Source organism: Aliirhizobium cellulosilyticum, from assembly GCF_014198105.1.
GTDB classification, from domain to species: Bacteria; Pseudomonadota; Alphaproteobacteria; order Rhizobiales; family Rhizobiaceae; genus Neorhizobium; species Neorhizobium cellulosilyticum.
Genome location: NZ_JACIGW010000001.1, coordinates 1,047,474 through 1,062,094 on the forward strand (window position 1 = coordinate 1,047,474; position 14,621 = coordinate 1,062,094).

11 protein-coding genes are annotated in these 14,621 nt (G+C 59.8%); 6 read left to right on the top strand and 5 right to left on the bottom strand.

The window, feature by feature from the left end; translation table 11 throughout:
- Nucleotides 1-2: 2 nt before the first annotated feature.
- The 4 genes from GGE33_RS04930 to GGE33_RS04945 all read right to left on the bottom strand — a co-directional run bounded on the left by GGE33_RS04930 (nucleotide 3) and on the right by GGE33_RS04945 (nucleotide 3,775).
- Nucleotides 3-884 (bottom strand): amidohydrolase family protein, encoded by an 882-nt coding sequence (locus GGE33_RS04930; protein WP_183821443.1) that lies wholly within the window; start codon nucleotides 882-884, stop codon nucleotides 3-5.
- On the bottom strand, nucleotides 884-2,032 hold the full coding sequence (locus GGE33_RS04935) for a mandelate racemase/muconate lactonizing enzyme family protein (protein ID WP_183821444.1): 1,149 nt from the start codon (nucleotides 2,030-2,032) through the stop codon (nucleotides 884-886). Before GGE33_RS04935 ends, GGE33_RS04930 begins: the two co-directional genes overlap by 1 nt.
- Nucleotides 2,033-2,037: 5 nt before the next feature.
- Nucleotides 2,038-2,949: a 5-dehydro-4-deoxyglucarate dehydratase gene (gene kdgD / locus GGE33_RS04940; RefSeq protein ID WP_183821445.1), complete on the bottom strand. Its 912-nt coding sequence runs from the start codon at nucleotides 2,947-2,949 to the stop codon at nucleotides 2,038-2,040.
- A 73-nt stretch (nucleotides 2,950-3,022) separates the two neighbouring features.
- A complete protein-coding gene (locus tag GGE33_RS04945) occupies nucleotides 3,023-3,775 on the bottom strand; it encodes a FadR/GntR family transcriptional regulator (protein WP_148147572.1) in 753 nt (250 codons plus the stop codon).
- Nucleotides 3,776-3,947: 172 nt separating this feature from the next.
- On the opposite strand from GGE33_RS04945, the gene GGE33_RS04950 reads away from it, so the two are divergent.
- From GGE33_RS04950 to GGE33_RS04970, 5 genes are all read left to right on the top strand, one after another.
- Nucleotides 3,948-4,643 carry a DUF922 domain-containing Zn-dependent protease gene (locus GGE33_RS04950; protein WP_343062214.1) on the top strand — a complete coding sequence of 232 codons (696 nt, stop codon included), beginning with the start codon at nucleotides 3,948-3,950 and terminating at the stop codon, nucleotides 4,641-4,643.
- A gap of 110 nt (nucleotides 4,644-4,753) precedes the next feature.
- Nucleotides 4,754-5,902: a M20 family metallopeptidase gene (locus tag GGE33_RS04955; RefSeq protein ID WP_183821446.1), complete on the top strand. Its 1,149-nt coding sequence runs from the start codon at nucleotides 4,754-4,756 to the stop codon at nucleotides 5,900-5,902.
- An 80-nt stretch (nucleotides 5,903-5,982) separates the two neighbouring features.
- Nucleotides 5,983-7,539, top strand: a complete 1,557-nt coding sequence (locus GGE33_RS04960) for a VOC family protein (RefSeq protein WP_183821447.1) — start codon at nucleotides 5,983-5,985, stop codon at nucleotides 7,537-7,539.
- The gene (locus GGE33_RS04965; protein ID WP_183821448.1) at nucleotides 7,539-8,483 is read left to right on the top strand and encodes an ROK family protein; all 945 of its coding nucleotides are present in this window, start codon (nucleotides 7,539-7,541) and stop codon (nucleotides 8,481-8,483) included. The genes GGE33_RS04960 and GGE33_RS04965 overlap by 1 nt, the downstream gene beginning before the upstream one ends.
- Nucleotides 8,467-9,189, top strand: a complete 723-nt coding sequence (locus tag GGE33_RS04970; protein WP_183821449.1) for a copper homeostasis protein CutC — start codon at nucleotides 8,467-8,469, stop codon at nucleotides 9,187-9,189. Before GGE33_RS04965 ends, GGE33_RS04970 begins: the two co-directional genes overlap by 17 nt.
- Nucleotides 9,190-9,210: 21 nt before the next feature.
- Here GGE33_RS04970 and GGE33_RS04975 read toward each other — a convergent pair whose 3' ends face one another.
- Nucleotides 9,211-10,473 (bottom strand): AGE family epimerase/isomerase, encoded by a 1,263-nt coding sequence (locus GGE33_RS04975; protein WP_183821450.1) that lies wholly within the window; start codon nucleotides 10,471-10,473, stop codon nucleotides 9,211-9,213.
- Nucleotides 10,474-10,677: 204 nt separating this feature from the next.
- Between GGE33_RS04975 and metH the strand changes: the two genes are divergently transcribed.
- Nucleotides 10,678-14,454 carry a methionine synthase gene (gene metH / locus GGE33_RS04980; protein ID WP_183821451.1) on the top strand — a complete coding sequence of 1,259 codons (3,777 nt, stop codon included), beginning with the start codon at nucleotides 10,678-10,680 and terminating at the stop codon, nucleotides 14,452-14,454.
- The last annotated feature ends 167 nt before the right edge of the window (nucleotides 14,455-14,621 follow it).

Genomic DNA, 14,621 nt, shown 5'->3' on the forward strand with positions numbered 1-14,621 from the left:
TATCAACTCGTTGATGCACTCCATTCCTGCAGACCGAAAAGCGTCTGCGGGTTCTCTATCAGGGCTAGATGCCGAGCGTTTTCGTTCGGCAGCCAGCCAAGTACGGTATCGGTCAAGGCCGCGTCATCCGGGTAATCCGCCTGTTCGCGGGCCAGATTGTGCGGCCAGTTCGTGCCCCAGACAATCCGTTCCGGAGCGTAGTTTGCTATCTCGCGCGCAACAGCTGCGATATCGGCGTAATCGGGACCGCCCGTTTTCGATGATTCATAGACGCCGGCGAACTTGAACCAGCAGTTTCCTGCGTCGATCAGGCGTTTGACGGCTGAGATCTCTTCACTGTCGGGCGTGACGCCGGAAAAGAATTTACCGTGGTGGTCGAAAACCCAGCGGGATTTCAGGTTTGCCAGGCGTGCTTCGTGGTGAAGTATATTGCTGCCGTCGAACTGCACGGCCAGCATCCAGCCGTGGGCGGCTGCTTTTGCATCGACCGTTTCGAGTTCCTTGAGATCAACGGCACCGCCCGGCAGATCCATGATGCGGGCGCCGACAATGCCGGCCTCTGAAAGGCGGACCATCTCGGCATCATTGGTAGTGCCATCGATGATGCCGACACCGCGGGCGACATCGCCCATGATGTCGAGGCAGGCAACCAGATTGGAGTTATCCCGCTGATGCGCATTGCCTTGCGTGATGATGACCCGATCGATGCCGAGCCATTGCATGAGCTGGCGATATTGATCGGGATCGGGCAGGGCGCCGGCCGGAAGGCCCGGTCCGCCGGGTAGGGACGGATACCCCGGCAGATACATATGCATCTGTGTGTCGACCGCACCCTGCGGCAGCTTGATCTTCGGAGCCTTGCCGGCGAGGGTGCGAACGAGCATCAGGCCGCTCCCTTGTCGTCGGGCATACGGAACTCCTTCAGTGCATCGCGGTCGATCTCGATGCCCAGGCCGGGGCCGTTCGGGATCTGCACCACGCCGCCCTTGTGTTCGATCGGCGTCTTGACGATCGCCTGACGGAAGGGATTGTGAGTGCGATCGAATTCGAGGATCGGGTCGATCGGATTGACGCGGACAGGGCTTGGCACCATCGCGGCCATGAATTGCAGGGCCGCCGCGATATGGATGGCGGTACCCCAGACGTGGGGAACGACGCGGATGCCGTGAAGCGCTGCAAGGTCCGCAACGCGCTTGGCTTCGGTAAAGCCGCCAACGCCTGCCAGATCCGGCTGGACGATATCGATGGCGCGAGTTTCGATCGGCTCACGCATGCCCCAGCGAGTATGCCATGTCTCGCCACCGGCAACCGGGATCGGCTGCTTGGCGCGAACTTCGCGATAGGCGGCAAGCTGTTCGGGCACGACAGGTTCTTCGAACCAATCGATACCGTATTGCGCAGCGGCGTTGCCGAGGCGGATCGCCTCTACTGCATCGTAACCGTGGTTGGCATCGATCATCAGCCGCATGTCGGGTCCGGCTGTCTCGCGGACGGCACGGATGACGCGCAAGTCTTCCTCGACGCCGAAGCCGATTTTGATCTTGGTGGCGTGAAAGCCTTCCGCTCTATAGCGGGCAACGTCGGTGGCATTGTCCTCGACGCGGTCGACGCCGTCACGCTTGAAGCTGCCCGTTGCGTAAGCCTTGATGCTCTCGCGGAAACGCCCGCCGAGAAGGATGGAGATGGGCGCGTTGAAATGCTTGCCCTTGATATCCCAGAGCGCCATGTCGATGCCGGAAAGGGCGGTGACGGTCAGGCCGCGCTGGCCCTGGTCACGAAGCGCATTGTAGAGCTTGGCCCAGATCTTTTCCGTCTCTAGCGGATTTTCGCCGATCAGCCAGTTGGAATAGGCCTGAACGACTGCGGCATTGGGACGGGCAGGGCCGAGGCATTCGCCCCAGCCCACGGTGCCGTCGTCGCACTCGATCTCAACCAATATGTGAGCCCGGCGATCGAAGCGCATGGACGCGCTTTCGAAAGCCACATCGAGCCGGTGTTCAAGAAGGTGAGTGCGAACCGACGCTATTTTCATCCGGCTTACCTCTTGTGGTTGCCGATGAGCTTCAGGAGCATCTGCTCCTCTTCCGCCGTCAGGTCGTCGAGCGGCGGGCGGACCTTGCCGGCATCGAAGCCCTGCAGGCGCACACCGGCCTTAATGGCAGCGACTGCATAACCCTTGCGGCGGGCACGAAGAGCCATGAAGGGGTAGAAGAAGTCCCTCAGGATTTCTTCGCAACGGGCACGGTTGCCTGCGCGAAGCTCCTTGTAGAATTCGACAGCAAGACCGGGAACGAAGTTGAAGACGGCCGACGAATAGGTGGTGAAACCGGCGCCGAGATAGGCTTCGGCAAACAGTTCCGCAGTCGGCATGCCGCCGAGATACATAAGACGGTCGCCCATCGTGGCGGTAACCTGACGGACGAGACCGAGATCGCCGGTGCCGTCCTTGAAGCCGATCAGGTTCGGGCACTCGTCGCAAAGGCGCTTCAGCGTGTCGACCTGCAGGACGGAGTTGTCACGGTTATAGACCATGACGCCGATGCCGACAGACTGGCAGATTTTCTTGACGTGCTGATAGAGGCCTTCCTGCGGCGCATCGATCAGGTAGTGCGGCAAAAGAAGAATGCCATCGGCACCGGCCTTTTCGACTGCCTTTGCCATTTCGACGCCGACACGGGTGCCGAATCCGCAACCGGAAACGATCGCGGTATTGCTGTTGCCGGCCGCTTCCTTGGCGGATTTCACAATGGTCGGCACTTCATCAGGAGAGAGCGAAAAGAACTCGCCGGTGCCACCGGCGGCAAAAAGAACCGGCGCTTCGAAACCGGACAGCCATTCGATGTGGCGCTGGTAGCTATCCTGTTTGAACTCCCCCTCGTCGTCGAAATGGGTAACAGGAAAGGACAATAGGCCGGCGCCGAGCGCCGCCTTGATTTCTTCAGGCGTCATAATGGAATTTCCTCTTGAATGTCTCCTCCAGACAGAAATTGTCGTACAGGTTGGCGGAATTTATGTCAACAAGTTATCTGACATCTTCTCGCTGCGCGCGAAGAAGGTTCCTGTAGCGCAACTGGCTTCCGCGCAGATGCCGGCGCATCGCTTCACGGGCCTTTTCCTCATCTCCTTCGGAAATGGCGGTAACGATCGCATGGTGTTCGTCGACAAGCAGGTTGATATAATCCATCTGCTCTTCCGCCGTTTCGTCGCCGCGCAGGGCAGCGCGTGGGATGACGTTCTTGCCGATCATTGTCAGAAATTCGCGGAAGCGCGGATTGTTTGTCGCGTCGGCGATGGAGAGGTGAAGAGCGAAGTCGGCCTCGCTTGTCGGCTGATGCGCCTCCAGACAGGAGCGCACGGCATAATGACGCTCGAATATCACCTCTTCCTGTGCAGGCGAGCGCCGCAGAGCCGCCATTCCAGCTGATTCGACCTCAACGGCGGTCCTCAATTCAAGCAGCTCGATCATCGAGGAAACGCGCGCGAGATCGATATGGCCGAGGGACAGGTTGAATGGCGGCGGTGTCGGGGTCGCCTGGAGAACGAAGACGCCGGCACCCTGGCGAGCCTCCACAAGGCGATCGGACCGCAAGGCGGCAAGGGCTTCACGCACCACTGTCCGGCTGACCCCATGCGCCAGTGTCAGTTGCGCCTCGCTTGGAAGTTTGGAGCCTGGCGGGAATTGTCCCTCGGCGATCGCCTGGCGCAGCGTGTCGCTCAATTGCGTTGCGCGCGTCTTCGGGGAGGCGATCAGATCCGTGTTGAGTTCTTCGCTCATGGATGCGTTTCCTTCCTGGGAGATTATAGTTCCCGGAGTTTTCCGGGTTCGATCGCTTATTAGCTTCCTACTTTAACATGTATGACAAGTTTGTCTGTTTGTCACCCATTCGCAGAGGTGTGTTTTGAGGCTGATTTATCGCATAGGCCGCAACGGGGCGACATAAGCCGGAATGACGCGGTTCGCGGACATGGCTTCCAATGACGTGTGGTGTGTTGAAAACGGTGGCGCGTCGCTCTACCACGGCAGGGTACAGATGCTGGAGTTTGCAGTGAGAAGAATGCTCGTAAGTTTTTTAGCCGGGAGTTTCCTGTTCGTTGCGCCGTCTTTGGCTGCTGCTCAATGGGCACCGGTCGAGCAGGTGAAGACGTATACGGTCAGCGGCTCCACCGGTATCGAGCTTTATTCCCAGATCGGCGAGAAGGGGCCGCTTGTCGGCGGCCAGATGCGGACGATTGCGCATACGGATTTCAAGCTGCTCTGGTCCCGCAATTACCAGCCCCAGCCGGATGGTTCATGCAAGCTGGTCTCGGCACGGCCAAGCTTGACGCTGATCTACACCCTGCCGAAGGCCGGCAAGATGCCGGGCGCCCTGAAGACGAAATGGGATACATTTGCCGAAGGCGTGCGCCGCCATGAGCGGGTGCATGGCGACATGATCGTGGAGATGGTCAGGGAGATCGAGGCGGTGAGCGTCGGGCTTACTGCTGCGGATGATCCGAAATGCCAGAAGATAAGGCAGGACCTTACCGCAAGGCTCGGCGAGATTTCGAAACGCAATCGCGAGCGGCACCGGGACTATGACAAGCTGGAGATGAACAATGGCGGCAATGTCCATCAACTCATTCTCAAACTGGTGAACGAATAGAATTCATTGTTACTTAAATGGTGAACAGTCCGATCGTCGTTATGAAGCGTTGCCCGTGACGGGATCGTGGTTATAGTCCCCACGCTCGCAGAACATAGCAGGGGATTTCAATGACCAATTCCGTTTCGGCCGCCGATATTGACGACAAGGCTCTATTGCAGGAACTCGTGGCATGGGTGGAGATCGAAACACCGTCTCATGATGCGCATGCCGTCAACCGGCTGGTCGATCGGGTGGGAGGATTGGCGAAATCCGCTTCGCTGGATGTGGAGCGCTTGCCCGGAACGCTTGGACTTGGCGATATTCTGACAGTGCGCTCGCCGCGGGCTGAAGGCAGCAATGAAAAGAGTGTGCTGGTACTGGCACATTTCGACACCGTGCATGCGCATGGGGTGATCGCCAAGCAATTGCCTTTGAGGCGGGACGGCGACAAGCTTTATGGTCCCGGCATCTACGATATGAAATCCGGCGCGCTGATGGCGCTCGAAGCGTTGAAGATTGCGGTCGCCAGGGGCAGCCGCATGCCGGTCGATCTGGTCTTCGTGCCGGACGAGGAGATCGGCAGCCTGTCGTCGCGCGCCTATATGGAAAGGCTGGCGGCAAGCGCTGGTTATACGCTGGTTGTCGAGCCGGCGCGTGATGGCGGCAAGATCGTCATCGCCCGCAAGGGTGTCGCGATGTACGATATCACCATCCGGGGACGGGCTTCGCATGCCGGCACTCGGCCCCAGGATGGACGCAGCGCAATCCGGGCCGCGGCGCGGCTTGTCCTTGACCTTGAGGCACTCAATGACGCCGAGCGCGGCATCACCGTGTCGGTGGGGACGATCCAGGGCGGCACGGGCCGCAATACAATTCCGGCGGAATGCCGGATGCAGGTCGATGTGCGCGTGCCGGACGACAAGGCCGCTGCCGAGATCACTGCCGGAATTGAGGCCATGAAGCCGGTCGATCCGGATATCACATTCGAGATCACCGGCCAGATGAACCGGCCGCCCTTTGCGCAATCTGCAGACGGCGTGAAGCTGTTCGATACCGCGGCCGAGATTGCCGCAAAGCTCGGGATTACCTTGGAAGGCGTGGTGACAGGCGGCGGCTCGGACGGCAATTTTACCGCTGCGCTCGGCGTGCCGACGCTGGACGGTCTCGGTGCGGACGGGGCGGGGGCGCATACATTCGACGAGCATATTTTCGTTAGCAGCCTTGCGCCGCGCACCGCGCTGCTTGCCAACCTGATGATGTCGCTCGAACCCAAGTGAGCTGCTTAGGTGCAATCGCGCCGGAGGCCACAATCGAAACACGATCGGGCAAAAGCCCGGACACCCAAGGCTAAAAGATCATGACCAGCGGTATTCATCACCTGACGGCCATTACCCGGAAAATCCAGGACAATGTGGATTTCTACGTCGGTTTCCTCGGCTTGCGCCTCGTCAAGCGTACGGCCGGTTTCGAGGATGCGCAGCAGCTGCACCTGTTTTATGGAGACGGTGCTGCAACGCCAGGTTCGCTGGTCACATTTCTGGCCTGGGAAGACGGTTCGCTTGGACGCGTCGGGCATGGCGCGCCGAGCGAGATCAGCTTTGCCATCGATCGCGAAGCGATCGGTTTCTGGCTGACACGGGCGCTGCAATGCAATGTGAAGATGACCGGGCCGACACAGGAGTTCGGCGAACCGGTTCTGAGGCTGACCGATCCGGACGGGATCATCGTCAAGCTTGTCGGTGTAGATGACTATGGCGACTGGGTCTGGTGGAAGGACGGCGGCATTGCGAGAGCGGATGCCATCCGTGGCATTCGCGGGGCGTCCATCTTGTCTGAAAAGGCGGATGAAACCGCTGCGTTTCTCGAGCGACATACGGGCTTTGTGGTCGGAGCGGTGGAGGGCGCGAGCCAGCGACTGGTGTCCGAAAGCGGGCAGATTATCGATGTGCGCAATGCCGGCGGGTTCTGGACGGCGGCACCCGGAACCGGAACGATCGACCATGTGGCGGTGAGGGCGAAAAGCCAGCAAGCCGTCGACGATCTGCACAAGGCGCTTCAAGCCGAGAATGCAGGTGATATCAATGTGCATGACCGGCATTATTTCTACTCCCTCTATGTGCGCGAGCCGGGCGGCACGCTGATCGAGGTTGCGACCGACGATCCTGGCTTTACTGCGGATGAGACGGTAGAGGCGCTCGGGACGGGATTTTTCATCCCCAAACACTACAAGGCGGATCACGAGGCGTTGAAGGTGATGCTGCCGCAATTCGGCCTGCCGGGCGAGGAGAGGGTGATCTATCGCGACCTGCCTTTCGTGCATCGCATCCACATGCCGGAAGATTGGGATGGCTCGACACTGGTTCTGCTTCACGGCAGCGGGGCGAACGAGACGGCGATGCTGCCGCTCGGCCGCAAGGTCGCGCCGAATGCCATGCTGATCGGCCTGCGCGGTCGTTCGACGGATGAAGGGTCTCCGCGTTTCTTCCGCCGTTTCAGCCAGACGACATTCGACCAGAAGGAAATCGCATCCGAGGTCGAGGCTTTTGTCGCCTTCATCGAGGATATCGGACCTGCCTATGGTGTCGATCCGGAGCGGCTGACCTTCCTTGGTTACTCCAATGGCGGCAACATGCTGGGCGCGACGATGCAGCTTCGGCCGGACGCGATCCGAAAGGCGGTGCTGTTGCGCTCCATGAACGTGCTGGAAGAACGGCCGGTGGTCGATCTGTCAGCGGTACAGATTCTCTCGATCAGCGCCATCGATGATTTCTACGGTCCGCTTGCGGGTGAACTGGAGGACAGGCTGAACGTTGTGGGTGCGCAGCTGACGGCGAAGGTGCTTGATGCCAATCATGGACTTGGAGCGGAAGACGAGGTGATCGTTCGCGACTGGCTGCAGGAACGGACTGCGTGATGCAGAGCGCAGCGGTGCTCTGTGCCGATATCGGCGGATCGTTCATCAAGTTCGGCCTCTCCCGCAAGCCGGGAGAGGTGGAGGAGCTTGCGCGCGTGCCTGTGCCGAAATCTGATTGGCGCGAGCTTGCCGAGGCCCTGCGAAGTCTGGCGAATGATGCGGATGCAAGCGGCGTCTTGCCGCTCGGCTTGTCAACAGCAGGACTGGTCGATCCGGTTACGGGCAAGGGGCTTTCGGCGAATATCCCGTGCCTGACGGGCCTGCCGATTGCCGAGGCGATTTCTCAAGCGACGGGGCGTTCGGTCTTTGCGGCAAACGATGCGGATTGCCTGACGCTGGCTGAGGCGAATGACGGTGTCGGGCGCGGTCATTCGATCGTGTTCTGCATCATCATCGGCACGGGGATCGGCGGCGGGATTGCCGTCGATGGCCGCATATTGCCGGGCGCCGGTGGCGTGACCGGCGAATGGGGGCATGGCCCGGCTCTGAATACGAGCGTCGAGATCGGCGCTCGGCTGGTTCACGTTCCGCGGTTTTCCTGCGGCTGCGGACAGTCGGGATGCGTCGATACGATCGGCGGGGCGCGGGGGATCGAGAAGTTGCACACGCTGTTTCACGGCGAAGAGCGCAGCAGCCATCGGATCATCGAGGACTGGCAGGCAGGAGAAACCAAGGCCGGCGAAACGATCGAGGCCTATCTGCAGCTTGTTGCCGATCCGCTGGCGGTCGCGATCAATACGGTCGGGCCGTCGATCGTGCCGGTTGGCGGCGGGCTTGCCTCGGCCGGGGCATTGATTGCAGCGCTGGACGAGGCGGTTCGGGCACGCATCCTGAACCGGTTGGATTGGCCACTGCTGGTGCCGGCGATCCGCCGCGAGGATGGCGGGCTTATCGGTGCAGCCGTGCTGGCACGCCAGGGAGTGGCCGATGCCCGTGCTGCTTGAAGTCTGTGTCGACAGTGCTGAAGGGCTGGAAGCCGCCGTTGCCGGTGGCGCGCAGCGGATCGAACTCTGCTCGGCACTAGATGTCGGCGGACTTACGCCGTCGAAAGGATTGATGGCGCTGGCTGCGAAAATGCCGGTGCCGGTCTATGCGATGATCCGGCCGAGGGCAGGGGATTTCATCTTCGATGCCGCCTCGCGGGATGTGATGCTGGCGGATATCGATACTGCGCGGAATAGCGGGCTCACGGGCGTCGTGCTTGGAGCAAGCCTTTCCGATGGTCGGCTGGATGTGGATCTGCTGACTTTGCTTGTGGAGCGGTCGCGCGGCATGGGACGGACGTTGCACCGTGCTTTCGATCTGGTGCCGGATGCGGATGAGGCGCTGGAGCAGGTAATCGGCCTCGGCTTCGAGCGCATTCTAACTTCAGGGTTCGCGGTCAAGGCGGCGGATGGGATGGGTGTGCTTCGCCAGCTTGCCGATCAGTCGGCCGGGCGAATTGCGATCATGGCCGGGAGCGGGATTACGCCTGCCAATGTGGCGCATATCGTTGCTGGAACCGGTGTTGCTGAGGTTCACGCTTCGTGTCGCCTGCCGGTGACTTTTGTCGATGAGGCGCTTGTCGGCTTCGGTTTTGTGGCCCGGCAGCAATACCGGACCAGCTCGGTGGTGGTGGGAGAGATGCGGGAGACGCTGGCGGCGCTTTGAGCGCGCGCCGCCAGAAACTGTTTAAACAGAAATACCGCCGCTCGTTTCGCCGATCATCTTCGTCAGGCTGCCGTCTGCCGGATAGAGCGGGATGAGGCAGGCCTGGAAGGCGTGGTAGATATCGCCCTTGCCGGGGAAGAGTGTATGAGCCGGGACGAGATCTTCCGTCAGTTCCTCGTGCCAGCCGCCGTTTTTGTGGTCGATGAAGCGGTTTGCAATGGTGCTCCAGATCAGGCGATAGCTGTCCTCGAAGAAGGGATCGTGCGGCAGATGCTGGTTGATGAAGTGAGCGGCACCTGCAGCCTCGCACATCGGCCACCAGAGCTTGTTGGGCTTGGCTGGCTTGTTATCCCAGTCGAGTGTGTAGAAGAAGCCACCCTTCTGCTTGTCCCACCCTAGTGACATGGCCTGAACGAACAGGTTCTTGGCGGCATCCGGCATCCAGGCGTGTTTCTTATCTCCGAGCGCCCAGAGTTGCAGTGTGAGGCGTGCCCATTCCAGTGCATGGCCGGGCGTGGTGCCGGCCGGGCGGAACATTTCGTCCGGGTGATAATAATCCTTGTTCAGGTTCCAGTTCGTGTCGAAATGTTCGCCGACACGGAAGCCGGTCGCGCCGGCAAGGCGGCGGATGATCAGGTCGGCAATGGCTTCCGCCTTGTCGAGATAATGCTGTTCGCCGGTTGCCTCATAGGCTGCCATCAGCGCTTCCGTGAGGTGCATGTTGGAGTTCTGGCCGCGATAGGTGCCGCCGTCGATCGGCCCCCAGTTTGCGGTGAATTCTTCGGCTATGGCGCCATGCTGCTTTTCCCAGAAGCGGGTTTCGAGCACTTCGGTAATATCCGCCAGCATCTTGTCGGCGAGAGGGTGCCCAACAACCTTGGCGGAGGAGGCGGCAAGCAGGACGAAGGCGTGGCCGTAACCTTGCTTGTTGGTGTCGGCGGGGCCGTCATCGTTCATGGACCAGACGTAACCACCGTTTTTCTGATCTCGATGACCGTTCCAGAGAAAATTCATGCCGTGGTCGATCAGGTCTCCGGCACCCGGGCGCCCGAGCATGTAGGCGATCGAATAGCAGTGGACCATGCGCGCCGAAGCGTGGATGCCGCGGATTGCATTGGCGTTTGGAAGCGGGCGGCCTTCGTCGTCCAGATCGTAGAAGCCGCCCTTGGGGTTGATGGCACGATATTGGAAGAAGTCCATCAGGCTCTCTGCCTGATCGAGCAGCCAGCGGCGATGATAGGTTAGATCGCTCCAGAATTTCGACGTCTGACCTGTATCGCTCATGCTTCTTCTCCCTTGTGCCTCAACACTTTACTTAAAGGCTATAGTCATTGCGGCCATAGCTGTCATCGGCGAATCTGGCATAAATCGGACCGTTGGCCGTTGCGACAAATCCGACAGCGATTGCGACGTATGTGCTGGACTTCACATAAAGGTATCTTTATATGATTATGGATATTGCCTTGATCTCTATCAGGAGTGTCTGCCTTGTTCGATGAACTGTTCGGTCCCGAAGGTGCTCGCCGTAATGGCGCAGAAATTCTGGAAGCTCTCAAAAAAGCCGCCAGTGAGCGCATTCTCGTGATCGACGGTGCCATGGGTACGCAGATCCAGGGGCTGGGTTACAACGAGGATCATTTTCGTGGTGAGCGCTTTATCGGCTGCGCCTGCCATCAGCAGGGCAATAACGACCTGCTGATCCTGACGCAGCCGCAGGCGATTGAGGACATCCATTATCGTTATGCGATGGCTGGTGCCGATATTCTCGAAACCAACACGTTTTCGTCTACACGTATTGCGCAGGCGGATTACGAGATGGAAGGCGCGGTTTATGACATGAACCGCGACGGTGCTCGACTCGCCCGCCGTGCTGCAATCCGCGCCGAAAAAGAAGATGGCCGTCGCCGTTTCGTCGCAGGCGCTATAGGCCCGACCAACCGCACCGCTTCGATTTCGCCCGACGTCAACAATCCCGGTTATCGCGCCGTGTCCTTCGATGATTTGCGTATCGCCTATGGCGAGCAGATCGACGGACTGATCGATGGCGGTGCCGACATCATCCTGATCGAGACGATCTTCGATACGCTGAACGCCAAGGCTGCGATCTTTGCCTGCGAAGAGCGTTTCGAGGCGAAGGGCGTGCATCTGCCGGTGATGATCTCCGGCACGATCACCGACCGTTCCGGCCGCACGCTGTCGGGGCAGACGCCTTCCGCCTTCTGGAACTCGGTCAACCATGCCAATCCATTCACCATCGGTCTGAACTGCGCGCTCGGCGCTGACGCGATGCGGCCGCATCTGCAGGAACTATCTGCCGTTTCCGATACGTTCATCTGCGCCTACCCGAATGCCGGCCTGCCGAACGAATTCGGCCAATATGACGAAACGCCGGAGATGATGGCGCGCCAGGTGGAGGGATTTGCCCGCGAAGGCCTCGTCAATGTGGTCGGCGGCTGCTGCGGCTCGACGCCGGACCATATTCGCGCAATTGCGGAAGCCGTGGCCAAATATCCGCCGCGGGCGCTTCCCGAACACGTGCCGTTCATGTCGCTGTCGGGGCTCGAGCCTTTTGTGCTGACCAAGGACATTCCCTTCGTCAACGTGGGCGAGCGCACCAACGTCACCGGCTCGGCGAAATTCCGCAAGTTGATCACCAATGCCGATTATACGGCAGCATTGGCTGTCGCGCGCGACCAGGTGGAAAACGGTGCGCAGGTCATCGACATCAATATGGATGAAGGCCTGATCGACTCGGAAAAGGCGATGGTCGAATTCATCAACCTGATCGCCGCAGAGCCGGATATCGCCCGTGTGCCGGTGATGATCGACTCGTCTAAATTCGAGATCATCGAGGCTGGCCTTAAATGCGTGCAGGGCAAGGCGATCGTCAACTCGATCTCGCTGAAGGAAGGCGAGGAGAAGTTTCTGGCGCATGCCAAAATCGTGCGCAACTATGGTGCTGCCGTCGTCGTCATGGCGTTCGACGAGACGGGGCAGGCGGACAGCTATGAGCGCAAGGTCGAGATCTGCACTCGCGCCTACAAGATCCTGACCGAACAGGCGGGTTTCCCGCCGGAAGACATCATTTTCGACCCGAACGTGTTTGCCGTCGCAACCGGTATTGAGGAGCACAACAATTACGGCGTCGACTTTATCGAGGCGACGCGGACTATCCGCGAAAGAATGCCGCTCGTGCATATCTCGGGCGGTGTCTCCAACCTGTCCTTCTCCTTCCGCGGCAACGAGCCGGTACGTGAGGCGATGCATGCCGTGTTCCTCTACCATGCCATTCAGGCAGGGATGGACATGGGCATCGTCAATGCCGGCCAGCTGGCGATTTACGAGAATATCGATCCGGAACTGCGCGAGGCCTGCGAGGACGTCGTACTGAACCGCCGTGCCGATGGCACCGAGCGGCTGCTTGAGGTCGCAGAGCGGTTCCGTGGCGGACCGGGCAAGGAAGCCAAGGTTCAGGATCTCGCCTGGCGCGAAAAGCCGGTCGAAGAGCGTCTGTCGCATGCTCTCGTGAACGGCATCACCGACTATATCGAGGCAGATACGGAAGAGGCCCGGCAAAAGGCGGAGCGTCCGCTGCATGTTATCGAAGGCCCATTGATGGCCGGTATGAACGTGGTCGGCGACCTGTTCGGTTCGGGCAAAATGTTCCTGCCGCAGGTGGTGAAATCGGCCCGCGTCATGAAGCAGGCGGTGGCCGTGCTGCTCCCGTACATGGAAGAAGAGAAACGCCTGAATGGCGGCGACGAGCGCAAGTCGGCCGGCAAGGTGCTGATGGCGACCGTCAAGGGTGACGTACATGACATCGGCAAGAACATCGTCGGCGTCGTGCTTGCCTGCAACAATTACGAGATCATCGATCTTGGCGTAATGGTGCCGGCGACGAAAATCCTCGAGACGGCCGTGGCCGAGAAGGTCGATATCATCGGGCTTTCCGGTCTGATCACGCCGTCGCTCGACGAGATGGTGCATGTGGCGGCCGAAATGGAACGCCAGGGTTTTGATGTTCCGCTTCTGATCGGCGGGGCGACGACCAGCCGCGTCCATACGGCAGTGAAGATTCATCCGCGTTACGAAAAGGGGCAGGCGATCTATGTGACCGATGCCAGCCGTGCGGTGGGTGTTGTATCGGCATTGCTGTCGGAAGAGCAGAAGCCGGCCTATGTCGAGGGCATCCGTGGCGAATATGCGAAAGTTGCCGAGGCGCATGCCCGCAATGAACGCGAGAAATTGCGCCTGCCGATTGCCCGTGCCCGTGCCAATGCGGAGAAGGTGGATTGGGCCGCCTATGAGCCTGTTAAGCCGCAGTTCACCGGCACAAAGGTGTTCGAGACCTATGATCTTGAGGAACTGGCACAGTATATCGACTGGACGCCGTTCTTCCAGACATGGGAGCTGAAGGGGCGTTATCCGGCGATCCTCGAGGACGAGAAGCAGGGCGAGGCAGCGCGTCAGCTGTGGAGCGATGCCCAGGCGATGCTGAAGAAGATCATCGCGGAAAAGTGGTTCCGTCCGCGGGCGGTCATTGGCTTCTGGCCGGCAAATTCGATCGGCGACGATATTCGCCTGTTTACCGACGAAAAACGCTCCGAGGACCTTGGTACTTTCTATACCCTGCGCCAGCAGCTTTCGAAGCGCGATGGCCGGCCGAATGTGGCGCTGTCGGATTTCGTGGCACCCGTCGATAGCGGCAAGGCGGATTATGTCGGTGGCTTTGTTGTCACTGCCGGCATCGAGGAAGTGGCGATCGCCGAGCGGTTCGAACGGGCAAATGACGATTATTCCTCGATCCTGGTCAAGGCGCTGGCAGACCGTTTTGCGGAGGCGTTCGCCGAACGCATGCACCAACGCGTCCGCAAGGAATTCTGGGGTTATGCTTCAGATGAGGCATTCAGTAACGACGAGCTGATTCACGAGGAATATGCGGGCATTCGTCCAGCACCCGGTTATCCGGCCCAGCCGGATCACACTGAAAAGGCTACCTTGTTCTCATTGCTCGATGCGACGAATGCGACCGGTGTTGAGCTTACTGAAAGCTATGCCATGTGGCCGGGTTCGTCGGTCTCGGGCATCTATATCGGCCATCCTGCCAGCTACTATTTTGGTGTCGCAAAGGTCGAGCGCGATCAGGTCGAAGATTATGCGTCGCGCAAGGGGATGGCGATTGAAGAGGTCGAGCGCTGGCTGGGACCGGTCTTGAACTATGTGCCCGGCGGTGCGGCTGCGGAAGCTGTTGAGGACGCCGCTTAACGGTTGAACAAAAAAGCGATTTGTCGGGAGGGCTCGATGAGCCTTCCGACATCTCTGTTGATTGATCGGCCAAATATGTTCCGTCAGCCATAACAGGCATGGTTGGTGCTGGTTTCGGCTATCGCCGGCACGTCTGCAGTTGTGGCTTTCTGCGCGTGGCTCATAAG